Origin of the sequence: Altererythrobacter sp. KTW20L (assembly GCF_023501975.1) — a bacterium.
GTDB lineage: Bacteria > Pseudomonadota > Alphaproteobacteria > Sphingomonadales > Sphingomonadaceae > Alteraurantiacibacter.
The window spans coordinates 21,014-44,615 of the sequence record NZ_JAMFLH010000012.1; the positions used below are offsets into that span (position 1 = coordinate 21,014).

Consider the following 23,602-nt stretch of genomic DNA (forward strand, 5'->3'; position numbering starts at 1 on the left):
GAGATGGCCAATACTCTCCGCCACAAGCTGACCTTCTGCACCACGCTGGGCGCGCTGTGCCTGCCGCTGCCCTCTGTTGCACAAAGCAATGGTGGCGAGGAGGGCGACCTGCCCCAGCGCAGCCGCTACGTGGATGTGCAGCCCTATATCGAGGCATCGCAGGTGCTGTCGGCCGAGCTGACGCCGGGCAACGATGTGGTGACCTACACCCAGCTGGCCGCAGGCATCGACGCCGGGTTCGGCGGGCGCAACAGTGCCGGTTCGTTGTCGCTGCGCTACGAGCGCCGCATCGGTTATGGCGATGTGCAGGATGGCGACGCGATCAGCGGCATTGCCCGCACCTCGCTGGCGCTGGTGCCGCGCAGGCTGACTTTCGAGGCAGGCGCTCTCGCCAGCCGGACCCGCGTGGAAAGTGGCGGCGCGACGGCGATTGGTGGGTTCGATGTCGATGACAGCTCCACCAGCCAGGTCTATTCGCTCTATGCTGGCCCAACCTTGCAGACCAACATCGACCAGCTCGAAGTAACCGGCGCCTACCGCATCGGCTATACCCGGGTGGAAGCGCCCGATGCCGTGGTGTTGGCGCCGGGCGACCAGCCGGTCGATATCTTTGACGAGAGCCTCAGCCAGATGGCCGCCGTCCGCGCAGGCTTTGCGCCGGGTGCGGTCCTGCCGGTCGGCGTTGGTGTCGGTGCCGGGTGGAACCGGCAGGATGTGTCCAATCTGGATCAACGGCTGGACGACCGCCATGTGCGCGGCGATGTGACCGTGCCGCTGTCGCCCACCCTAGCACTGGTTGGCGGCGTGGGCTACGAAGAGGTACAGGTGTCGTCCCGCGATGCGGTGCGCGATGTCGATGGCGATCCGGTGATCGGCCCCGACGGGCGCTTTGTCACCGATAATAGCCAGCCGCGCCAGATCGCCTATGAAACAGACGGCCTGATTTGGGATGCAGGCGTGATGTGGCGGCCCAGCCGCCGCACCTCGCTGACCGCCACGGTCGGCCGCCGCTATGGCTCGATGAGCTATACCGGATCGTTCTCCTATGCCCCCAATCCGCGCACCAGTGTGAATGTGGGCGTTTACAACACGATCAGCAGCTTCGGCGGCGTGGTGGTGGACAACCTGTCCGGCTTGCCGACCGAATTCCAGGCCTTCCGCAACCTCCTCACCGGCGACCTCGGCGGCTGCGTCGCGGCGCTGGAGGGCGGATCCTGTGCGCTAGGCAACCTTGGTTCGCTGCGCAGCGCGGTATTCCGCAGCCGGGGGGTGACCGCCTCGGTCGGACGCAGCACCGGACGGACCTCTTATGGCCTGGCCGGTGGTTACGACCAGCGGCGCTATATCGCCGCGGCCGGCACGGCGCTGGCCAATGTCGATGGCCTGTTGGACGAGACGTTCTGGGCCGGTGCCTATGCCAGCCAGCAACTGGACCAGGCATCGGGCATCGCGGCCAATGCGTCTGCCAACTGGTTCGATAGCGGATTCGACAGTTCTGGTAGCGGCATGGGGTATAGTGCATCCATCGCCTATTACCGCGACCTGTTCCGCGGCCTGACCGGAACCGCCGCCGTCGGGCTCGACGGTGTCACCCGCGAAGAATTGCCCGATTACACCAATGCCTCGGCCCTTGTCGGCCTGCGTTATTCCTTCTGACCTGACCCCTGGGGAGCAGATCCATGTTCGATGATTTCTACGGCCTAACCGGAAAGCCCTTCCAGCTTACGCCCGATCCGGAATTCTATTTCCGCTCGGTCACGCACCGCAAGGCGCTGTCCTATCTCGGCTATGGCCTGGCGCAGGGTGAGGGCTTCATTGTCATCACTGGCGAGGTCGGCGCGGGCAAGAGCACGCTGGTCGCCCACATGATGGCCAGCATCAACCCGTCGCAGGTCACCGTGGCCCAGGTCGTCACCAGCAAGCTGGATGGCGAGGAAATCGTCCATGTGGTGGCGCAGAGCTTTGGCCTCGACATCGAGGGCCACGACAAGGCGAGCGCCCTGGGCGCGATCGAGAGCTTCCTGCATGAAGAAGCCCGCGCCGGCCGCCGCTGCCTGCTGGTGGTGGACGAATCGCAGAACCTGGCCGTGCCCGCGCTGGAAGAACTGCGCATGCTGTCGAACTTCCAGCTTGGCAGCCATCCGCTGTTGCAGACCCTGCTGCTGGGCCAGCCGGAATTCCGCACCACGCTGCAAAGCCATCCGGACCTGGAGCAGCTGCGCCAGCGGGTGATCGCCGCGCACCACCTGGAGCCGATGCAGAAGGGCGAGATCGAGCCCTATATCGTCCACCGGCTGCAGAAGGTCGGCTGGCAAGGCAACCCCGCCTTCGACCAGCGCGTGTTCACCGAACTGTTCGAAGCTTCGGGCGGCATTCCGCGCCGGGTCAACCAGATCGCCAACCGTCTGCTTTTGCTGGGCGCAGTCGAGGAACGCAGCCGCATCGATGCCGCCATGCTGCAATCGGTGCTGGACGAGATGGCCGGCGAACGGGCCTTCCCCGCCGCCGCGCCCAAGCCGATGGTCAACCCCGAGCCGCAGGATTACCACGCCGCGCCCGAACCGGCGCCTGCCCCCATGCTTGATCCGCAGGTGTTTGAGGACATGCTGGCCGAACGCGATGCGCAGATCGCCGAACTGCAGCAGGCCGTGGTCGAACTGGCCGAACAGCAGGACCAGGCCGTTGCCGCCGCCATGCAGCCCGAGATCCAGGCCCTGCAGGAAAAGATCGCCCGGCTCGATGCCAAGACCTTCGAGCAGGAACGCACGATCCGCCACACGTTGACCATGCTGATCGAATGGATCGAAGGCGAAATGGACGAGAGCAAGGCGGCCTGAATGGGCCGCCTGCCACGGAGATTTGGAAAGTGAACGCGATCAGCCTGCAACCAGCGATCGAAACAGACAGCCGTATCGTCAACGGCCTGTCGGTCGATGTAGAGGACTGGTTCCAGGTCGGCGCGTTCGAGGACGTGATCGAACGCGGCGACTGGGCGGGGCTCGATGACCGGGTCGATCGCAACGTGCGCGAAATCCTCGACCTGTTCGACGAGGCGCGGGCCAGCGCCACGTTCTTCACCCTTGGCTGGGTCGCCCAGCGCCACGGCGGCCTGCTGCGCGAGATCGTGGCACGCGGGCACGAAATTGCCAGCCACGGATGGGACCATCGCCGGGTCCACACCATGACGCCGTTCGAATTTGCCGAGGATATCTCCTCTGCCCGCAAGGCCATCGAGGATGCCAGCGGCGCCCGCGTGACCGGCTATCGCGCGCCCAGCTTCTCGATCGATCACCGCACGCCTTGGGCCTATGCCGAACTGGTTGCGCAGGGTTATGACTATTCCTCCAGCGTGGCCCCGGTGGCCCATGACCACTATGGCTGGGCCGATGCGCCGCGTTTCGCCTTCCGTCCGATGCCGTGGGAAGGGCTGGTCGAAATACCCGTCACCACCGCGATGTTTGCCGGCAAGCGACTGGCGGCGGGCGGCGGCGGGTTCTTCCGCGTGCTGCCCTATGCCTTTTCGCGCTGGGCCATCCGCCAGGTCAACCGCACGGACCAGCGCCCGGCGATTTTCTATTTCCATCCGTGGGAAATTGATCCCGGCCAGCCGCGGGTGGCGGGTGCGCCGCTGAAATCGCGGCTGCGGCACTATACCAACCTCCACAAGATGGCGCCCAAGCTGCGCCAGTTGATCCACGAATTCGCCTGGGGCCGCATGGACGTGTTGGCCCACCGCGAGAAGGCGCTGCTGCAAGCCGAGGCCGCATGAACGCGCCCTTCGCCATCGAACGGACGCTTGCCATGCGCGCCGCCAATCTTGCCGATGCGGCGGAACTGGCGCTGATCGAAGGCTTTGTCGCCGCTTCCGGTGGCTCGGTGTTCCATCGCCCGGCATGGTTGCTGGCGGTCGAAAGCGGCACCGGCAACAAGGCGCGCGGGTTGCTGGCCGAACGGGGCGGGGCGATCACCGGCTGGCTTCCCCTGAACGAAATTCATTCGCCCATATTCGGCCGGATGCTCGCTTCCAGCGGCTTTGCGGTGGAAGGCGGCGCGCTGGCCGACCGGCCGCAAACCGCCGAGGCGCTGTGCCGCGCGGCGGAGGAACTGGCGCTGCGCCTGTCCTGCCCGACCATCGAACTGCGCGGCGGCCATGTCCCCGCCGACTGGACCATGCGGACCGACAGCCACTGCGGTTTTGTCGCCCCGCTCGCCGCCGATGACGAGACGCAATTGCTAGCAATCCCCCGCAAGCAGCGCGCCGAAGTGCGGCGCGGGCTGGGCCATGCGATGGAAATCAGCACAGGGCGGGGCGAGGCTGATCGCGCCGCGCACTATGCCGTTTATGCGCAAAGCGTGCGCAACCTCGGCACGCCGGTCTTTCCCCGCAGCCTGTTCGACGCCGTGCTCGACACGCTCGATGCCGATATCCTCACGGTGCGCCATGAGGGCGAGCCGCTGGCCAGCGTGCTGTCGCTCTATCACGATGGGGCGGTGATGCCCTATTGGGGCGGCGGCACGGCGGCGGCGCGGCATTGGCGGGCCAATGACGTGATGTACTATGCGCTGATGAACCATGCCCGCGCGCGCGGTTGCGACCGGTTCGATTTCGGGCGCAGCAAGACCGGCAGCGGCGCGTTCCATTTCAAGCGCAACTGGGGGTTCGAGCCGCAGCCGCTCGCCTATGCCAGCTGGACTGCGCCGGGTGCAGAGGCGCGCGATGCCGATCCCACCAGTGCCGCCCATGCCATGCAGATCGCGCTGTGGAAGAAGCTGCCGCTCGCTGTCGCCAACCGGCTGGGACCATTGATTGCGCGGGGTCTGGGATGAGCGGAGAGATCCTGTTCCTGGCGCACCGCCTGCCGTTTCCGCCCGATCGCGGCGACCGCATCCGTTCGGCCCATGTGCTGCGGGCGCTGGCCCGGCTGGCCCCGGTCCATGTCGGCTGCTTCGTCGATAGCGAGGCGGACCGCGCGCATGAGCCCACGCTCGACATGCTCGCCGCCAGCACCTGCGTGGTGACGCGCGGCAAGCCGCTGCCAGTCGCCGGGATCGAAGCGCTGCTGCGCGGCGAGGCGGTGAGTGTTGCGGCCTATCGCTCGGCCCGGCTGGCGCGCTGGGTGGCAGACCTGCTGGCGAGCGGACGCATCGCTGCGGTCTATGTATTCTCCGGCCAGATCGGGCAATTCGTTCCGCCAAGCTGGAGCGGTCGCACGGTGATCGACCTGTGCGATGTCGATTCGGCCAAGTTCGAAGCCTATGGGACCACCGCGGCCTTTCCGCAGGCGTGGGTCCACCAGCGCGAGGGCCGGTTGCTGTCGGCTGAGGAAGCGCGCCTTGCCGGGCGCGCTGACCACACCCTGCTGGTGAGCGAGGAGGAAGCGGCCCTGCTGCGCGCCCGTGTGCCGCTCGCCCGCAACATCACGGCGCTGGGCAACGGGATCGACGCCGACCATTTCTCGCCCCAGGGTATCTTTCCGGCAGCGGCCATGTCCGGCGAGGGACCGCACCTGCTGTTCACCGGCCAGATGGACTATCCGCCTAACGTGGCGGCGGTGGAACGCATGGTGCATCAGGTGATGCCGGAAGTGCGCCGTGTGCTGCCTTATGCCCGCTTCCACATCGTTGGCCGTGCGCCTGTCCGCGCAGTACGTGCGCTCGACGGGATCGAGGGGACGACGGTGCACGGGGCGGTGGCCGATATGCGGCCATACCTTGGCGCTGCCGACATGGTCGTGGCCCCGCTGGCCATCGCGCGCGGGGTGCAGAACAAGGTGCTGGAGGCGATGGCCATGGCCCGCCCGGTTGTCCTGTCACCAGAAGCCGCCACCGGCATTGCCGCGCGCGATGGCGAGCATTTTTCCGTCGCGCCTGACGATGCCGCCTTCGTGGCCACGATCCTGCGCCTTGCCGCAATGCCCGGCATGGCCCAGGCGATGGGCGATGCTGCCCGCCGCTTCGTGATCGAGCGGCAGTCATGGCCGGCCATGCTTGCACCGCTGGCGGGCTTGCTGGGCCTTGCCAAGCCTGCACCGGAGCAGCGCGATGCTGCCTGACCTTGCTCTCCCCCGCCGTGCCACGCTAACCGAGCGCCTGCCCGAGACCTGGCGCAAGCCCCTGCTCCACCTGGCGCTGGGCTGGACCCTGCTGCTGGTGCTGTTCGCTCCGGTTGTGGCCGACATCGTGGGGCAATACTGGAACAGCTCGACCTACAACCACGTGCTGTTCGTGCCGCTGATACTCGGCTGGCTGGTCGGCGTGCGTGCGCCGGAACTGGCGAAACTGGCGCCGCGGGGCTGGTGGCCGGGACTGCTGGGGCTGGCGGGAGCGCTGTTCCTGTGGCTGCTGGGCGATGTGACCGGCCTGGCCCTGGCCACGCATCTGGCGCTGGTGGTGGCCCTGCAGGCCATGGCCGTGACCATGCTGGGCGTTCGCGTGTCCGTCGCCCTGCTGTTTCCGCTGGCCTATATGCTGTTCCTCGTTCCGTTCGGTGACGAACTGGTCCCCACTTTGCAGATGATCACGGCGGCGATCACCATCGCCTTCACCCACTGGAGCGGCATTCCGGCGGAAATCAACGGCGTGTTCATCGATACGCCGGTGGGGCTGTTCGAAGTGGCCGAGGCCTGTTCGGGCGTGAAGTTCCTTGTCGCCATGGTCGCGCTGGGCACCCTGGCGACCCATGTGTGCTTTACCAGCTGGAAGCGGCGGACCCTGTTCATGGTGGCAGCGGTGGTGCTGCCGATCTTCGCAAATGGCGTTCGCGCCTGGGGCACGATCTTCATCGCCCAATCGCAGGGCATCGAATTTGCCGTGGGGTTCGATCACATCTTCTATGGCTGGGTATTCTTTGCGCTGGTCATGGGCCTTTTGCTGGCGCTGGCATGGCCCTGGTTCGACCGCCCGCAGGCCGATCCGTTCATCGATGGCGAAGCGATCGCCCGCTCGCCGCTGCTGGCCGCGCTCGATGCCTTCTCCGCGCCCGTCACCCGCCTGCTGGTAGTAGGTGCAGCGCTGGCGTTGGGCTTTGTCGCATGGTCGGCCCAGGCGCGGCAGGTGGAAGCGGTGCTACCGCAGGAAATCGCTCTGCCGGATGTGGCAGGTTGGGAGTGGACAGATCCTTCGGGCCTGTGGTGGGAGCCGCGCGCCGCCGGAGCGGATCATCGCCTGCTCGGCTTCTACCGTGATGCCGATGGCGCGCAGGTGGACGTATTCTATGCGCTCTACGCCGCGCAGGACGAAGGGCGCGAGGCCGGGGCCTTTGGCGAGGGTGCCCTGATGCCGGGCACAGACTGGCGCTGGCATTCGCCCGGACCGGACTTTGGTGGCGGTATCAGCGAGCGGATCCGCGCGGGGGACTTTCACCGCGTGACCCTGACATTCTATCGCCACCGCGACATGCTGAGCGGCAGTCTTGTGCGGCTCAAACTGTCCAACATGCACGATCGGCTGGCTTTCGATCCGCACCCCACCATGCTGCTGATCCTCTCCGCCAGCGAGGGCGGGCCGGTGTCTGCCGAAGAATCCCTCCGCCGCTTCCTGGCCTCCACCGACGATAGTGGCGCGTGGATGGACCGCATCGCACTCCAGCCCTAAGGATCAGGCCACAAGGGGCAGAATATGTGCGGGATTGCGGGCATTTTCCATTGCGGCACGATCAAGCCGGTCGATCCGGCGCGGGTCGAGCGGATGTGCGACGTACTGGCCCATCGCGGTCCCGATGGATCAGGCGTGTGGACCGCGCCGGGGGTTGGGCTGGGCCATCGCCGCCTGTCGATCATCGACATTGCCGGATCGCCGCAGCCGATGGTCTCGGCCGACGAGCGCCACGTCATCAGCTTCAACGGCGAGATCTACAATTTTGCCGAACTGCGCCGCGAGCTTGAGGGGCTGGGCGCGCAGTTCAACACCCACGGCGATACCGAGGTGATCCTGGCCGCCTACCAGCAATGGGGGGCTGCCTGCCTCAACCGCCTCAACGGCATGTTCGCCTTCGCCATCTACGACAAGGCCGAACGCACGCTGTTCCTCGCTCGCGACAGGTTCGGGGTGAAGCCGCTGTACACCGCCATGCTCAGCGACGGGTCACTGGCCTTTGCCAGCGAGCTGAAGGGCCTGCTCGCCCATCCCCTGCTGCGACGCGAGGCCGATCCGCTGGCGGTGGAAGACTATATGACCTGGGGCTATGTGCCGGATCACCGGTCCATGCTGAAAGGTGTCGAGAAGCTGCCCGCCGGTCATTTCCACCTGCTCCGCCACGATGCCACGCCCGCGGCTCCGCAGCAGTACTGGGACATTTCATTTGCCGAACGCCGCCCGGGCAAGGCGCGCGACCTGGAAGCCGAGCTGCTCCACCACCTGCGCGAGGCGGTGACGTCGCGCATGGTGGCAGACGTGCCACTGGGCGCGTTCCTCTCGGGCGGGGTGGACAGCTCCAGCGTTGTCGCCATGATGGCCGAGGCGAGCGCCGCGCCGGTGCGCACCTGCTCCATCGGGTTCGACGTGGCGGCGGTGGACGAGACCAGCTACGCCGCGCGGGTGGCCGAGCTGTTCGGCACCGATCATGCCAGCCGCACCGTCGGTTCCGACCAGTTCGGCGCGATCGACACCATCGCCGCCATGTTCGACGAGCCCTTTGCTGATGGCTCTGCCTTGCCCACCTGGCGGGTGTGCCAGCTGGCGCGCGAGAGTGTGACCGTGGCCCTGTCGGGCGACGGGGCTGACGAGGCGCTGGCGGGCTACCGGCGGCAGGTGTTCCATCACCGCGAGAGCCAGGTGCGCGCGCTCATCCCCGCCTCGGCACGGCAGAAGCTGCTGGGGCCGCTGGGCCGCCATTGGCCCAAGGGCGACTGGCTGCCGCAACCGCTGCGCGCCAAGTCCACGCTGCAATCGCTCGCGGGAACCGGGGCCGAGGGCTATGCCCGCGCCTTGTCCGCCGTGCCGCCCGAAGTGCGGCTTGGCCTCTATGGCGAAGACTTGTTCGGCGAGCTGCGCGGCTACCGGGCGGAGCAGCCGCTGGTGGCGATGATGGAGGGTGCACCGGCGCGCTCCGGCCTCGATGCTGCGCAATATGCCGACCTCAAGTTCTGGCTGCCGGGTGATATCCTGACCAAGGTGGATCGCACATCGATGGCGGTGGGCCTGGAAGCGCGTGAGCCGTTGCTCGATCATCGCCTGGTCGAATTCGCCGCGAGCTTGCCCGAAGGGCTGCGGGTGAAGGGCGGGCAGGGCAAGTGGCTGCTGAAGAAGGCGATGGAGCGCTATCTGCCGAGGGACATTCTCTACCGCCCCAAGCAGGGGTTCGTCACGCCGATTGCTCAGTGGCTGCGCGGGCCGTTGCAGGCGCAGACGCGGGGCATTGCGGCAAGTTCGATGCTGGCGCGCACCGGGTGGTTCGACAAGGCCCAGGTGGCGCGGCTGGCCGAGGCGCACATCTCCGGCCGCAGCGACCATTCGCGACTGTTGTGGCAGTTGATCATGCTCGACCGCTCGCTGGCGCGGCTGGGGATCGTCGCTTAGCCTGCCTCGCCCTAACCCGCCTCGCCATGCCCCAGCGCCATGTAGGCGGCGCTCTGCATTTCCTTCAGGCGGCTGACCGTGCGTTCGAATTCGAAGGCTCCGTCGCCCGAAGGATAAAGGTCTTCCGGCTCGACCGCCGCCGTGGCGAACAGCTTCACGCGGTTCTCGTAGAGCGCATCGACCAGCGTTACGAAGCGCGCGGCCTCGTTGCGCATGTCGCGGTCCATCTGTGGAATGCCGACCACGATAACGGTGTGATAGGCCTGGGCAATGGCGAGGTAATCCGCCGCCCCGCGCGCTTCGCCGCACAGCCGCTTGAAGCTGAACACGGCAACGCCCTTCAGGCTTTTGGGCACGTGCAGCTTGCGCCCGCCGCCAAGGTCGAGATCGGCCGAGGGGACATGGGCGGCATCTTCCGGTGCAAAGTCGGTCAGGCGGAAGAACAGCTCGCGCACCTGCGCCGTGGCGTGGTCGCCCAGCGGGCAGTGCCAGCTTGCCATGCCGCCGATCCGTTCCAGCCGGTAATCGACCGGCCCGTTCAGTTCCACCACGTCAAGTTGTGCCGAGATGAGGTCGATGAATGGCAGGAAATGCTCGCGGTTGAGGCCGTCCTTGTAGAGATCGCGCGGTGGGCGGTTGCTGGTGGTGACCACGCAGACGCCATGATCCACGATCAGGGCGCGGAACAGGCGGCTCATGATCATCGCATCGGCGCTGTTATTGACCACCATCTCGTCAAAGGCGAGGCACTTGAGGTCAGCCGCAAGGTCCGCTGCCACCGGTGCGATGGGGTCGCCCAGTTCCTTCGCCCGCTCGGCGCGCAGGCGCTGGTGGACTTCCAGCATGAAGGCGTGGAAATGGGCGCGGCGTTTTTGATCGATGGCCAGGGTTTCGTGGAACAGGTCCATCAGCATCGACTTGCCGCGCCCGACGCCGCCCCACAGGTAGGCCCCGCGAACGGGTTCGGGCCTGCCGATCAGACGCTGGAAGAAGCCGGTGGACTTGCCGCTTTCAAGTCCCTGCTGCACCCGCGCCAGCACTTCTACCGCGCCGCGCTGCTCCGCATCGGGGCGCAGTTCGCCCGATGCCAGCAGTGCTTCGTAACGGGCAATCAATCCGGACAGGTCAGACCTGCCGTTCCGCCTGCATCTTCTTGATTTCGGCAATGGCGCGTGCGGGGCTGAGACCCTTGGGGCACACGTTCGAGCAGTTCATGATCGTGTGGCAGCGGTAGAGGCGGAAGGGATCTTCCAGCTCGTCCAGCCGCTCGCCCGTCATCTCGTCGCGGCTGTCGGCAAGCCAGCGATAGGCCTGGAGCAGGATGGCGGGGCCGAGGAACTTGTCGGAATTCCACCAGTAGCTGGGGCAGGCAGTGGAGCAGCAGGCGCACAGGATGCATTCGTACAGGCCGTCCAGCTTTTCGCGCTGTTCGGGTGATTGCAGGCGCTCCTTGCCGCTGGGCGTGGTCGAAACCGTCTGCAACCATGGACGGATCGAGGCATATTGAGCATAGAAATGCGTGAAATCGGGGACCAGGTCCTTGATCACTTCCATGTGCGGCAGCGGGGTGATGCGGATTTCGCCCGACAGATCCTCGATCGCGGAAGTGCAGGCGAGGCCGTTCTTGCCGTTCATGTTCATCGAGCACGATCCGCAGATGCCCTCGCGGCACGACCGACGGAAGGTCAGTGTGGGGTCGATCTCGTTCTTGATCTTGATCAGCGCGTCCAGCACCATGGGGCCGCAGTTGTCGAGATCGATCTCGAACGTGTCATACCGCGGGTTCTGCCCGCTGTCGGGATCCCAGCGATAGATGCGGAACTGCTTGATGCGCGTGCCGGTAGCAGACTTGTACGCCTGGCCCTGGCCATTGATCTTGCTGTTCTTGGGCAGGGTGAATGTCGCCATGATGTTCCCGCTGTTCGACTGGACGCGCCCTATCTAGACAATCGTGCGGCAAGGGCAAGGTGGACCTTGGATGTATAGAGGCTAACGGGGGATATAGGCGGAAAGGCCGTGTTCCCAAACCACATTCCGGCGATATGATGATCGTGATGGAATTGGGAGTGGAGCAGTGAGGACCGACGGCTGGCCGACCAGGGCCGCCGTGTTCGGCGCAACCGGCGGTATCGGCGCGGCCGTGTGCCGCGTGCTGGCCGATGGCGGCGTGAAGGTTCAGGCCGGATCGCGCAGTGGCGAGGCGCCCAAGCACCACCTGATCGAGCCGTTCCGCTTCGACCTGACAGACGAAGCCAGCATTGCAGCGGCAGCGGCGTCCATGGCGGATAGCCCGCCCGATTTCATCCTTGTCGCTACCGGCACCCTGACGCTGGAAGACGGCACCGGCCCCGAACGCAGCCTCAAGGCACTCGATCCCGCCGCGATGGCCCGCTCAATGGCAGTCAACACCATCGGGCCGGCCATGATCGCGCGCCATATGCTGCCCCTGATGCCGCGTGACCGGCGCTGGGTCTTCGCCGTGTTGTCCGCCAAGGTCGGATCGATCAGCGACAATGGGCTGGGCGGATGGCATTCCTATCGCGCGAGCAAGGCGGCGCTGAACATGCTGGTGCGGAATTTCGCGCTGGAAATGGCGCGGACGCATCCGCAGGGCGCGGTCGTCGCGCTCCATCCCGGCACGGTCGATACCCCTCTGTCGCAACCGTTCCAGGCCAACGTCGCACCCGGCAAGCTGTTCACCCGGCGCGACGCTGCAGTCGGCCTGGTGCGGGTGGCAGGAGAAGTGACTTCGGCGGACAGCGGCAAGTTGCTGAGCTGGGATGGCAGCGAAATCGCGCCCTAGCCTGTGCATGGGAAACCGCTGCCTTGCGTCGCCAAATGCCGGGGTCTAGAGGGGCTGCGGTTTGAACAGGATACCCGTGAACAACAACCCCCTCGACGTCTACGGTGCATGGATCGCCGGGGTCCCCGATGCGTGGCCAGATGATGCGCGCGACTGGGCTCATCGCGAATGGGTCGATACCGTGGCGGTCATGGTGCCCGGCGCGGTCGAGCCGGTGGCCCAAAAGCTGTTCGCCACTGTCGCGGCGTGGGGGCTGGGGCCCTGTACAGTGTTCGGCCAGCAGCAGCGCCTCGCCGCGCCCTGGGCCGCGCTGGTCAACGGCACAATCGCCCACGCGCTTGATTTCGATGACAATTTTGATCCGCCCAAGGCGCACCCCACCACCGTCCTGCTGCCCGCCATCATGGCCGTGGCCGAGGAACGCGCGCTTTCCGGCGCGGCCTGCATCGATGCCTATATCGTCGGCCTGCAGATCCTTGGCCGGATCGGGCAGGGCCTCAACCCCACGCACCGCAACCGCGGCTGGCACGCCACTGCCACTGTGGGTGTGATGGGCGCGACGGCGGCGGTCTGCCGGCTGCTGCAGCTGGACGCCGAAGCCTGCACTCGCGCGCTGTCCATCGCCACCAGCATGTCGGCCGGTTTCATGAGCCAGTTCGGCACCGAGATGAAGCCGGTCCACGCCGGGCTTGCTGCCAAGGGTGGGATCATGGCCGCCCATATGGCCGAGGCCGGGATCACCGCTGGGCGCGACACCCTGGACGGACGGACGGGCATGAACCGGTTGATGGTAGGGCCGGATTACGAGGACTTGCGTGACAGCATAACCCATGTCGAGCATGGCCAGAACCTGCGCTTCGAACTGGAGAGCGTGGGGCAGCCTCTGCTGATTACCGAACACAAGTTCCGCGTGAAGCGTTTCCCAACCTGCGGTGCGATTCACCGCGCGATGGATGGCGTGCTGGACCTGATGGCGGCACACCAATTCACCGCCACCGAAGTGGCCAGCGTGGACCTGCATATGCCGCGCGTCCACTTCAACAACGTGTTCTACAATGATCCGCAAAGCCCGCTGGAAGCCAAGTTTTCCGCCGAATATGCGGTCGGCTGCGTGCTGGCGCGAGGCCGCTGCTCGCTGGTGGATTTCACCGAGGAAGCGATCTGGGGCGACGACGTGCGCCGCCTCTTCCCACTGATCCACCGCCATCCCGTGGACAAGCTGGAAGGCGAATTCCCGACCGAGGTCCACATCACGCTCAAGGATGGCCGCCAGCTCAAGTCGGTGCACGAATGGCCCAAGGGCAGCAAGGCCGCGCCGTTCACCTGGGACGAATACTGGGCCAAGTTCGATGAATGCTGCACCGGCGTGCTCGATGGCCCGGCGCGCGCCGCCTTGCGCGAAAAGCTGGCCCACTTTCCTGCGCTGGCCAATGCCGACGACCTGATGCGCCACGCGGCCTTTGCGCCTGGCGCGGCTCACTGATACTCCAGCCGGATGACCAACCCGATGCAATCCCATACCAATCCGCATACCGGCGAAATCTTCCCCCACGCTGCCGTTCTGGTTATGGCTGCCAGCCGCCGGGGCGTTGATGATCCTGTCGCCAAGTTACAGGACAAGTCGCACAAGTGCCTTGTCGAGATCGACGGCCAGGTCATGCTGGAGCGCGTGCTGGAAGCGCTGGTGGACAGTGGCTGTTTCGCCACGATCCACGTTTCGGTCGAAGGCGAAGACATCCTGCGCGCCACGCCGAAGATGAGCGGCTGGCTGGACGAAGGCCGGGTGGTTTGCGTGCCTTCGCGCGGAAACCTGGCCGACAGCGTGCTCTACGCGGTGGAGCAGATGCCCGATCCGCTTCCGCTCATCATCACCACCGGCGACAACGCGCTGCATACTCCGGAGCTGCTGCAGGATTTCATGCGCCAGTTCTGGGCCACGACCGAAGATGGCGCAGTCGCCTTCAGCAGCGAGGAAGTGGTGCTGCGCGACTATGCCGATTCGGGCCTGGCGTTCCACCAGTTGAAGGACGGCGGCTATTCGTCCTGCAACCTCTATGCCCTGCGCAACCGGCGGTCATTGAAAGCCGTGAAGGTGTTCGAGAGCGGCGGCCAGTTCGGCAAGCGTCACATGCGCATCCTCAAGGCCTTCGGGCTGGTGCCCTTCGTGCTCTACAAGCTGAAGCTGTCCGACATGCGCGGGCTGGTGGCATCGATCGGGCGGCGGATGGGCGTCACCATCGCGCCGATCATGCTGGACTATTCCTATGGCCCGATCGACGTTGACCACAAGCACAGCTTCGACCTGACAGAAGCCACGCTGATCAAGCGGCGGGAAGCGGCGGGGAACTAGGGCAGGAGCGGCGGCCTAGAGCCGCTGGTCCACCGCATCGACCGGCAGCACGCTTTTCACGTCGTACAGCGCCGCACCGGGCTTGCCCAAAGCGCGGATGCCGTCGGCGCCCATGGCGACGATATCGTCGTGCGCCACGGCCAGGATGATGCCGTCGTACTTGCCGGTTTCCAGCACGCTGACCGGGCGGATGCCGTATTCGAGCGCGCATTCATCGGCATCGACCCACTGGTCATAGACATCCACCGCGATGTCGAATTCGTGCAGGTGCTCGACGATGGAGGCGACCTTGGTGTTGCGATGGTCGGGGCAGTTTTCCTTGAAGGCAAAACCCAGCACCAGCACCCGCAGGTCACCCTTGAGCAGGCCCTTGCGGCCCATCAGGCGGACGAACTGGTTCACCACGTACTTGCCAACGCGGTCGTTGATCCGGCGGCCGGCCAGGATAACCTCGGGATGGTGCCCGATCGCCTCGGCCTTGTGGGTGAGGTAATAGGGATCGACACCGATGCAGTGCCCGCCGACAAGGCCGGGACGCACCGCCATGAAGTTCCACTTGGTGCCTGCTGCTTCCAGCACTTCCAATGTGTCGATGCCGAGCGAGTTGCAGATCATCGCAAGTTCGTTGGCGAGCGCGATGTTGAGGTCGCGCTGGGTGTTTTCCATCACCTTTGCGGCTTCGGCTACGCGGATCGAACTGGTGCGGTGGGTGCCCGCGGTCACGACACGGCGATAGAGCGCATCGACGAAATCGGCCGCTTCGGTCGTGGAGCCGCTGGTGATCTTGAGGATATCGGGCAGCTTGCGCAGCTTGTCGCCCGGGTTGATCCGTTCCGGGCTGTAGCCGCAGAAGAAGTCGGCATTATAGACGAGGCCCGACAGCTCTTCCAGGATCGGTACGCAGAACTCGTCGGTGCAGCCGGGATAGACCGTGCTTTCATAGATCACGATATCGCCGCGCTTCAGCACCTTGCCGATGGCGCGGGTGGCGCTTTCCAGCGGCTTCAGGTCCGGATGGTTGTGACCATCGAGCGGGGTGGGCACGGTAACGATGAACACATTGCACTGCGCCACCTCGTCCCATTCACCGGTGAAGGTGAGCTGGGTCGCTTCGGCCAGTTCGGCGGGCGTCGCTTCCTTGGTCTCGTCATGCCCGGCCTTCAGGTTGGCGATCCTCGCAGGCTTGATGTCGATGCCTACGGTGGGAAACTGGCGGCCGAAAGCCACGGCCACCGGCAGGCCGACATAGCCAAGGCCCACCACGCCGATGCGCACGTCTTCCAGCGCCAGCGGGAAGGGCGCGGTTGCCTGCTTGCTCGCCACCTGGGTCATTCAGCGCTCGGTCGTCTGCAGCGGCCAGTAGCCGGACAGGATGCGCTCGCCGCCGATGCCGCTTTCGACTTCGGCGGTCACGCGCTTGCCGATGCCCGACAGGTTGGCATCGTGCATGCGATAACAGAACAGAGGCTCGGGCAGGTGGCGGCCGTTCCAGCCCTTGGCAACGATGCGCTTCCACTTGTGGTGCTTGGTACCCTTGCGGATCGCCTCGTCATAGGGCGCCGATTCCAGCACCGGCGCGGCCAGGCAGGTGGCAGGCTCGGGTACGAAGGAATAGCGATCGAGCAGGGCGGGGTCCCACGCGGTGGACTTGCCCCGGTCGAGCTGTTCGCCCGCCTGGTTGATCAGCATGCAATCGGTATAGAGGAAGGCGATCGACGGGTCCTCGGCGCGGGCCTTCTCCAGTTCGGCGATGGTGCGCTCCGCATAGTCGGGCAGCAGGATATCGTCGGAATCCAGGATGATGAAATAGTGGCCGGTGACATGCTCCAGCGCCCGGTTGAGCGCGCCCAGCTTGCCGACATTGCTTTCCAGCGCGATCAGCATGGTGCTGTCCAGGCTATCTGCCTGATCGAGCGCGCGGTGTGCTTCTTCCACCGAATTGTCGGTGCTGGCATCGTCCACCACGATCAACTGGATCGGCCCATAGGTCTGCGCCGCCACGCTGGCGATCGCCTCGCTCAAGAAGCGGCCGTAGTTGTAGTTGGGGATGACGACACTCAGCAGTTTTTCGGTAGCGTCGGTCAAATTGGTCTCCATCGGTAGGCTTCCAAAGTAGTGTCCGCAGAAATTGCGGCAAGAGCCAGTTGGCTGTTATCCCACAGAGCGGCTGGCGCGGGCGAAGAGATTGGCGGGCGATGTGTCCAGCCGCTCCATCGCCGGCGCGCAGAAACTGGCGACCAGTGCCTTGTCCGCGTCGGAGATTTCCGACTGCTTTTGCGCGCTGTCGGAAGTGAACTTGCGGCTGTCGCTGTCATCCTTGGAATGGAAGGCGAACTGCTCGGCCATCAGGGCCAGCTCGTCCGCCCCCGGGTCGAAGTGGAACCCGCGCGCCAGCATGGCGGGGAAATTGGCCGGGTTGATATCGCGGTAGTTCACGTGGGCGACGCGGCCTTCGGCCTGCTCCGCCACTTCCAGATAGCGCGCAAAGCAGCGGGCGAGGTATTCGATCTCGTCCATGGCCTGCGTATCCTGCCAGTCCACGCCCGCCAGGAAGCCCGCCTGCCGCCGTCCCTTGGCCCACAGGACCGCGCTGGTCTCGCGCAGGACCGAGGCGACCACTTCCACCGGGTCGCGATAGAGGAATAGCGCGGGCACCTGGGGAAAGGCCTGCATGGCGAAGTCGATATAGAGCGTATTCCAGCTGATGAACTTGACGAAGCTGTGCACCTGCTCCGGCCGCCGCCGCCGGGTCATCGCCAGCACCAGGTTGCGGAACATGTGGAGGTTTTCCTCCGACGGCGCGGCAGGCTGGCTGAAATCGCGGGTGATCGCGGCCCAGAAGCCGCGTTGCAGCGGACCGCCCTGGTTGATCACCAGATTGCGCGGAGAGCGGGCAATGGCCTTGCCTGTCAGCGTCGAGCCGCAGCGCGAGATGTGGAACATGAAGCCGCTTGGTTCGATCGGATCGGCCAGGATCCGGTCATCCAGCAGCACGTCGAGCGAAGTCGCAAAGGCCTCGCCGATGCTGCCTGCTTTCGCCAGCGCCTCGACGGTGAACATGTACTGCCATTCGCGGAACGGGTGGTCGCCGATATCGGCCCACAGCACTGTCGCGTCCGCCCCGTTTGTGCCGGGATCGATCGCCAGCGGCACCATGCCCGGGACCGCGCGGATGCGCTCTACCGCCGCGTCGTTCGACAGGCGGGTGCTGCCCACATGGGGGACAAGGGCCATGACCACTTCATGGTCCGGCAGGGCGTAGAGCGCCGTCAAAGGTTCTCCGTGGCATGAGCGGGTCGGGGCGGAGGGTGCCCGCGAGCGCGCGGCCCCTTAGGTCCGCCGGGGGCAAAATGTCAACCGAAACGCGGCGGATGCGGCCTGCGGCCCTTGGCAAAGCGGACACAAATGGGCAAGTCGGCCCGGCCATCCAAGAGCCATCCCGCCAGCAGGAATTGATCATGACCCAACTTCCCACCGCACTCCTCGCCCACGGGCTGGACGACACGGGCATGGAGGTGACCAATCCGGCCACCGGCGAGGTCCTGTGCAGGGTGCGGACCTATGACGAGGCCGGGATCGACGTTGTGATCCGCACTGCCGAGGCGGCGCGCAAGGCCTGGGCGGGCGAACTGGCCAAGACCCGCGCCTATGCGCTGCGCGACTGGTTCAACCTGATCGTCGCCCACCGCGAAGAGCTGGCGCTGATCTGCACTCTGGAAGCGGGCAAGCCATTGGCAGAATCGCGTGGCGAACTGGATTACGCCGCCAGCTTCGTCGAATGGTTCAGCGAGGAATCGCGCCGCGCCTATGGCGAGACGATTCCCAGCTTCGGCCACGGCAAGGACGTGATCGTGACCAAGGAGCCGGTCGGCACCTGCGCCGCGATAACCCCATGGAATTTCCCCCTGACCATGATCACCCGCAAGGCCGCCCCGGCGCTGGCGGCGGGCTGTGCCATGGTGATGAAGCCTTCCGAAAGCACACCGCTTAGCGCTTTGGCGCTGGAGGCCCTGGCACGGAAGGCGTGTATTCCGGCGGACATTTTCCGCATCCTCCCTAGTGCCGATGCGGCGATGGTCGGCAAGGTGTTCTGCACCCATCCCACTGTGCGCAAGATCAGTTTCACCGGCTCCACCGCCATCGGCAAGCTGCTGCTGACCCAGGCGGGCAGCACGGTGAAGCGCGCGAGCATGGAACTGGGCGGGAACGCGCCGTTCATCGTGTTTGCCGATGCCGACATGGAAGCTGCCGTGGAAGGCGCGCTGGTGGCCAAGTTCCGCAACGCCGGGCAGGCCTGCATCGGCCTCAACCGCCTTCTGGTGGAAGACAGCGTGCACGACGAATTCGTCGATCGCTATGTGGCGCGGGCCTCTGCGCTGGTGACCGGAAATGGCCTCGATCCCGCCAGCCAGGTCGGCCCGCTGATCAACGATCGCGCCTTGCAAGGGGTGGAATCCAAGGTCGATCACGCACGCGGGCAGGGCGCGAGCCTCGCCTGTGGCGGCAACCGGCACAATGCCGGCGCGCAGTTCTATACCCCCACCGTCCTGACCGGCGTGACGCAGGACATGGAGATCGCCCAGCAGGAAATCTTCGGGCCGGTCGCCTCGGTTATGAAGTTCAGCGGCGAGGACGAAGCGCTGCGCATCGCCAACGACACCCGGTATGGCCTCGCCTCCTATCTCTACACCCGCGATATCGGCCGCGCGTGGCGGGTGATGGACGGGCTGGAATACGGCATGGTTGCGCTCAACGAAGGGCTGCTCGGCACCGAGGTCGCGCCGTTCGGCGGGGTGAAGGAATCGGGCCTTGGCCGCGAAGGATCGCGCCACGGTATGGACGAATACCTCGAGCTGAAATATCGTTTGGTCGGTGGCCTGTCGTCCTGAGGGATTTCTTCCTGAGGGTTGTCGGCCTGACCAAGAAAGAAAAACAATAACAGGGGGAGCAAGCGCCATGGGCCTTGGCCATTGGTATAACGAGAAAATCCTGCCCAAATGCGTGGCCGCCGGTTGCGGCACGCCCGAAGTGACCGAACTGCGACGCCAGGTCGTGCCGCTGGCGCGCGGCGACGTGTTCGAGATGGGCGTGGGCGGGGGCTATAACCAGCCGCTCTATGACCATTCCGCGGTCACCAGCTTTGCCGGGATCGATCCCAACGGCGCCTTGCTGGATGCAGCGCGGGCGCGGGCGAAGGAGTCCGGCTGGGAGGCCGATATCCGCCAGGGCGTGGGCGAGGCGATCCCGTTTGACGATGCCAGTTTCGATACGGTGGTCTGCACCTATACCCTGTGTTCGGTGGACGATCCGGCCAAGGTGGTGAGCGAGATGCGCCGGGTGCTGAAGCCCGGCGGCACGCTGCTCTATCTTGAACATGGCAAGGCACCCGATCTGGCGCAGCAGAAGTGGCAGCGGCGGCTGGAGCCTGTGTGGAAGCGCCTGATGGGCAATTGCCACCTCACCCGCGAGATCGGCCCGGTTATCGCGCCCGCAGGCTTCGTGCTGGAACCGGTAGGCCAGGAGTATTTCGACGGCGTGCCCAAGTGGGCCGGCTGGATGGAATGGGGCGTGGCGCGGAAGGCCGGCGACTAGTCAGCACGCAATCTATCCGGCGAAAGAAAAACCCCGGCGAAGCGTGATGCTTCGCCGGGGTTTTTCATGTCAGTCACGCATGTGCGCGATAGTGCGATTACTGCCCGAAGGTCCGCTGCCACCAGCCACCGCGGCGGGGCTGGCTGCCGGCTTCGGTTTCACCGTTGGCATCATTGGCCGGTTCGGCTGCCGCTTCAGGTGCCGGTTCCGCTGCCGGGGCAGGCTCCGGGGCAGGAGTGTCACCGGCAGCTTCAGCCTTCTTGCGACGCGGCGCGCGCTTGGGCTTGGCTGCTTCTTCCGGCGCATCGGTCACGGCGGGCACGTCGGCCGGTGCGGGGGCCGCTGCCGGAGCTTCCACCGTCTCGGCCTTCTTGCGGCTGCGACGGGCGGGCTTGGCCGGGGCTTCCTCTGCCGCCTCCGGCGCTGCCACTTCGGCCGCTACTTCTTCCGGCGCGGCTTCCACTGCATCGGCCTTCTTGCGGCGGGTGCGCTTGGGCTTTTCCGCCACCTCGGGTTCTACCGGAGCGGGTTCGGCTGCGGCTTCGACGGGAGCGGCTTCCTCGGCGGCCTCATCCGAAGCTGTCTGCTCGTCACTACCATCGCTTTCGGCTTCGTTGCCAGCTTCGTCACGCCGACGACCACGGCCACGACCACCGCGACGGCGACGCTTGGGACGACCTTCGCCGTTCTCGGCATCCTCGCCTTCACGCGGTTCGCGGTCATCCGAAATATCGTCCGAACCGGCTTCCTCGCCTTCGGCAGCATTGCCCTCGGCGCCTTCGGCCTGTTCCGCGCCGTTCTCGTCACGGTCGCGGCCACGGCCACGGCCACCACGGCGGCGGCGGCGACGCTTGCGGCGGGCATCGGCCTCTTCCTCGGTCTCGCCTTCGCGCGGGACTTCGCGGGCTTCCTCTTCGCGATCGGTGTCGCTTGCGGGAGCGACATCGCGCGAACTATCGCGCGAGCGGCCACGGCCACCACGGCTGCGGCCACGGCCACGGCCGCGTTCACGACCGGATTCGCGATCGCTGTCGTCCTCGGAACGATCCGCTTCGAACTCTTCCTCTTCCTCGTCCTCCTCGGGATAGTCCTCGAGGTCTTCGACTTCGAGCGCGATGGGCTCAAACGCGGGCATTTCGGTCGGGCGCGGGCCGGACGAGGCGACGCGCATCTTGGCGCCCTCGTTCTCGCCTTCGGGCACGACCTGCACCATCACGTGATAGCGATGCTCGATCTCGGCGAGGTCGGCGCGCTTGGCGTTGAGCAGGTAAACGGCCGCTTCGGTGGAAGCATAGAGCGTGATCACTGTGCCCTTGCCCTTGGCGGCTTCGTCCTCGATCAGGCGCAGGGCTGAAAGACCAGCGGAGCTGGCGGTGCGGACGAGGCCCGTGCCATCGCAGTGCGGGCACTGGCGGGTGGTGGCCTCCAGCACGCCGGTGCGCAGGCGCTGGCGGCTCATCTCCATCAGGCCGAAGCCCGAGATACGGCCCACCTGGATGCGCGCGCGGTCGTTCTTGAGCGAGTCCTTCATGCACCGCTCGACCTTGCGGGTGTTTCCGGAGTGCTCCATGTCTATGAAGTCGATCACCACCAGGCCGGCCATGTCGCGCAGGCGCAGCTGACGGGCGATTTCGCGCGCGGCTTCAAGGTTGGTGTTGAGCGCGGTCGCCTCGATGCCGTGTTCCTTGGTGGAACGGCCCGAGTTGATGTCGATCGAGACCAGCGCTTCTGTCGGGTTGATGACGAGGTAGCCGCCGCTTTTCAGCTGGACCACCGGATCGTACATCGCCGAAAGCTGGTCTTCCGCGCCGTATCGCTGGAACAGCGGGACCGGATCGGAATAGGCCTTCACCCGTCGCACGTGGCTGGGCATCAACAATTTCATGAAATCGCGGGCGGCGCGGTAGCCTTCGGCCCCTTCGACCACCACTTCTTCGATCTCGCGGTTGTAGATGTCGCGGATGGCGCGCTTGATGAGGTCGGAATCCGAATGGATCGCGGCCGGTGCGCTAGACGACAGTGTGCGTTCGCGGATCTCGTCCCACAGGCGGGCGAGATAGTCGAAATCGCGCTTGATCTCGGTCTTGTTGCGCTGGAGGCCCGCGGTGCGAACGATCAGGCCCATCGATTTGGGCAGGGTCAGTTCGTTGACGATCTGCTTCAGCCGCTTGCGATCCGAGCCGCTGGAGATCTTGCGGCTGATGCCGCCGCCGTGGCTGGAATTGGGCATGAGCACGCAATAGCGGCCTGCCAGGCTGAGGTATGTGGTGAGTGCGGCGCCCTTGTTGCCGCGTTCTTCCTTGACCACCTGGACCAGCAGCACCTGGCGGCGCTGGATGACGTCCTGGATCTTGTAGCGGCGACGCAGAGCCTGGCGCTTGGCGCGCACGTCGTCGATTTCCTTGGCACGGTTCGATCCGCCACCCTGACGGCGACCCTGCGGGCGGCCACGGCCGCCGCGGCCCCGATCACCACCACGCCCACGACCACCGCGCGAGCGGCCATTGGCATCGCCGGTTTCCTCGTCCGAATCGTCTTCGGAGCCGGCGTCGTTATCGCCGTCGATTTCGTCGTCGCCGTTTTCGTCCGAGTCGTCATCGCCATTGGCGACCTGGCCGTCCTCGATCGTGGCGACTTCGTCCTTTTCGGATGTGTCGATTTCCTCGACCCCGTCGTGGTCGTCGTCGTCATCATCATCGTCGTGGTCGTCTCCGCGATAGTCCTCGTCGGAGTAGCCGTCCTCGTCGTCGTCTTCCTCGGCGCGCAGGGCGGCTTCCTCGTCGGCAGCGGCCTGTTCTTCCGCCAGCAGGCGGGCGCGATCCTCGGAGGGGATCTGGTAATAGTCGGGATGGATTTCGCTGAAGGCGAGGAACCCGTGGCGATTGCCGCCAAAGTCCACGAAGGCCGCCTGGAGCGAAGGTTCAACGCGGGTTACCTTGGCGAGATAGATGTTGCCCTTGATCTGCTTGTGTTCGGCAGATTCAAAGTCGAACTCCTCAATCCGGTTTCCCTTGAGGACTGCCACCCGCGTTTCTTCCGGGTGGCGCGCATCGATAAGCATGCGGGTTGCCATTAAATATTCTCCGGGCATGTGATCCTCGACTTGCGCCTGGCCGAAATTGGCCGAGCGCCGTCAGAGCACGCCGATTTGTGTGGATTCCCCGCAAGGCCGGTCGATCCGGCAGAGTGCCAGACCGGAGCGGTGCAGGGAGGATTTGATAAGCGCTGCCACCGGAAAGCCGGCTGGTGGCGCTGCGGAACGTGTCTGCCATGATGGAAAGGCGCAGGATTTCTTTCTGCGCGAGAGCCGGGCCAGCCGCAGTGCGGTCTTTCGACCGCCG

Annotated in this window: 18 protein-coding genes; 12 read left to right on the forward strand and 6 right to left on the reverse strand. The window is 65.6% G+C overall.

Annotation, left to right across the window (positions count from 1 at the left end; translation table 11 throughout):
- Nucleotides 1-3: 3 nt before the first annotated feature.
- From M3P36_RS12580 to M3P36_RS12610, 7 genes are read left to right on the forward strand one after another with little or no spacing between them, the layout of a single operon-like run.
- Nucleotides 4-1,656, forward strand: a complete 1,653-nt coding sequence (locus M3P36_RS12580) for a preprotein translocase subunit YajC (protein ID WP_249704034.1) — start codon at nucleotides 4-6, stop codon at nucleotides 1,654-1,656.
- 23 nt (nucleotides 1,657-1,679) lie between these two features.
- Nucleotides 1,680-2,837, forward strand: a complete 1,158-nt coding sequence (locus M3P36_RS12585) for an XrtA/PEP-CTERM system-associated ATPase (protein WP_249704035.1) — start codon at nucleotides 1,680-1,682, stop codon at nucleotides 2,835-2,837.
- A gap of 29 nt (nucleotides 2,838-2,866) precedes the next feature.
- Nucleotides 2,867-3,769: an XrtA system polysaccharide deacetylase gene (locus M3P36_RS12590; RefSeq protein WP_249704036.1), complete on the forward strand. Its 903-nt coding sequence runs from the start codon at nucleotides 2,867-2,869 to the stop codon at nucleotides 3,767-3,769.
- Nucleotides 3,766-4,827: a FemAB family XrtA/PEP-CTERM system-associated protein gene (locus M3P36_RS12595; RefSeq protein ID WP_249704037.1), complete on the forward strand. Its 1,062-nt coding sequence runs from the start codon at nucleotides 3,766-3,768 to the stop codon at nucleotides 4,825-4,827. Before M3P36_RS12590 ends, M3P36_RS12595 begins: the two co-directional genes overlap by 4 nt.
- Entirely contained in the window at nucleotides 4,824-6,053 is a 1,230-nt protein-coding gene (locus M3P36_RS12600; protein ID WP_249704038.1) for a TIGR03087 family PEP-CTERM/XrtA system glycosyltransferase, read from the forward strand. Before M3P36_RS12595 ends, M3P36_RS12600 begins: the two co-directional genes overlap by 4 nt.
- The gene (gene xrtA, locus M3P36_RS12605; RefSeq protein WP_249704039.1) at nucleotides 6,043-7,593 is read left to right on the forward strand and encodes an exosortase A; all 1,551 of its coding nucleotides are present in this window, start codon (nucleotides 6,043-6,045) and stop codon (nucleotides 7,591-7,593) included. The genes M3P36_RS12600 and xrtA overlap by 11 nt, the downstream gene beginning before the upstream one ends.
- 24 nt (nucleotides 7,594-7,617) lie before the next feature.
- A complete protein-coding gene (locus M3P36_RS12610; RefSeq protein WP_249704040.1) occupies nucleotides 7,618-9,516 on the forward strand; it encodes an XrtA/PEP-CTERM system amidotransferase in 1,899 nt (632 codons plus the stop codon).
- Nucleotides 9,517-9,527: 11 nt separating this feature from the next.
- On the opposite strand, the gene zapE is transcribed toward M3P36_RS12610, so the two are convergent.
- Together zapE and M3P36_RS12620 are read right to left on the reverse strand one after the other, a co-directional pair.
- Nucleotides 9,528-10,640 carry a cell division protein ZapE gene (gene zapE, locus M3P36_RS12615; protein ID WP_249704145.1) on the reverse strand — a complete coding sequence of 371 codons (1,113 nt, stop codon included), beginning with the start codon at nucleotides 10,638-10,640 and terminating at the stop codon, nucleotides 9,528-9,530.
- Nucleotide 10,641: 1 nt separating this feature from the next.
- Complete coding sequence (locus M3P36_RS12620; protein WP_249704041.1) at nucleotides 10,642-11,424, reverse strand: succinate dehydrogenase iron-sulfur subunit; 783 nt, start codon at nucleotides 11,422-11,424, stop codon at nucleotides 10,642-10,644.
- Nucleotides 11,425-11,590: 166 nt separating this feature from the next.
- Here M3P36_RS12620 and M3P36_RS12625 point away from each other — a divergent pair, with 166 nt between their 5' ends.
- The 3 genes from M3P36_RS12625 to M3P36_RS12635 all read left to right on the forward strand — a co-directional run bounded on the left by M3P36_RS12625 (nucleotide 11,591) and on the right by M3P36_RS12635 (nucleotide 14,669).
- Nucleotides 11,591-12,319 (forward strand): SDR family NAD(P)-dependent oxidoreductase, encoded by a 729-nt coding sequence (locus M3P36_RS12625; protein ID WP_249704042.1) that lies wholly within the window; start codon nucleotides 11,591-11,593, stop codon nucleotides 12,317-12,319.
- Between the two features lie 76 nt (nucleotides 12,320-12,395).
- The gene (locus tag M3P36_RS12630; RefSeq protein ID WP_249704043.1) at nucleotides 12,396-13,802 is read left to right on the forward strand and encodes an MmgE/PrpD family protein; all 1,407 of its coding nucleotides are present in this window, start codon (nucleotides 12,396-12,398) and stop codon (nucleotides 13,800-13,802) included.
- A gap of 12 nt (nucleotides 13,803-13,814) precedes the next feature.
- Nucleotides 13,815-14,669 (forward strand): nucleotidyltransferase family protein, encoded by an 855-nt coding sequence (locus M3P36_RS12635; RefSeq protein WP_249704044.1) that lies wholly within the window; start codon nucleotides 13,815-13,817, stop codon nucleotides 14,667-14,669.
- A 15-nt stretch (nucleotides 14,670-14,684) separates the two neighbouring features.
- On the opposite strand, the gene M3P36_RS12640 is transcribed toward M3P36_RS12635, so the two are convergent.
- From M3P36_RS12640 to M3P36_RS12650, 3 genes are all read right to left on the reverse strand, one after another.
- The gene (locus M3P36_RS12640) at nucleotides 14,685-16,001 is read right to left on the reverse strand and encodes a nucleotide sugar dehydrogenase (protein ID WP_249704045.1); all 1,317 of its coding nucleotides are present in this window, start codon (nucleotides 15,999-16,001) and stop codon (nucleotides 14,685-14,687) included.
- Nucleotides 16,002-16,754, reverse strand: a complete 753-nt coding sequence (locus tag M3P36_RS12645) for a glycosyltransferase family 2 protein (protein WP_249704046.1) — start codon at nucleotides 16,752-16,754, stop codon at nucleotides 16,002-16,004. It lies immediately after the preceding gene.
- A gap of 66 nt (nucleotides 16,755-16,820) precedes the next feature.
- Nucleotides 16,821-17,942 (reverse strand): sulfotransferase family protein, encoded by a 1,122-nt coding sequence (locus tag M3P36_RS12650; protein ID WP_249704047.1) that lies wholly within the window; start codon nucleotides 17,940-17,942, stop codon nucleotides 16,821-16,823.
- 185 nt (nucleotides 17,943-18,127) lie between these two features.
- Between M3P36_RS12650 and M3P36_RS12655 the strand changes: the two genes are divergently transcribed.
- Entirely contained in the window at nucleotides 18,128-19,558 is a 1,431-nt protein-coding gene (locus M3P36_RS12655) for an NAD-dependent succinate-semialdehyde dehydrogenase (RefSeq protein ID WP_249704048.1), read from the forward strand.
- Between the two features lie 67 nt (nucleotides 19,559-19,625).
- A complete protein-coding gene (locus M3P36_RS12660) occupies nucleotides 19,626-20,261 on the forward strand; it encodes a class I SAM-dependent methyltransferase (RefSeq protein ID WP_249704049.1) in 636 nt (211 codons plus the stop codon).
- A 97-nt stretch (nucleotides 20,262-20,358) separates the two neighbouring features.
- On the opposite strand, the gene M3P36_RS12665 is transcribed toward M3P36_RS12660, so the two are convergent.
- A complete protein-coding gene (locus M3P36_RS12665) occupies nucleotides 20,359-23,334 on the reverse strand; it encodes an Rne/Rng family ribonuclease (protein ID WP_249704050.1) in 2,976 nt (991 codons plus the stop codon).
- Nucleotides 23,335-23,602 lie beyond the last annotated feature (268 nt).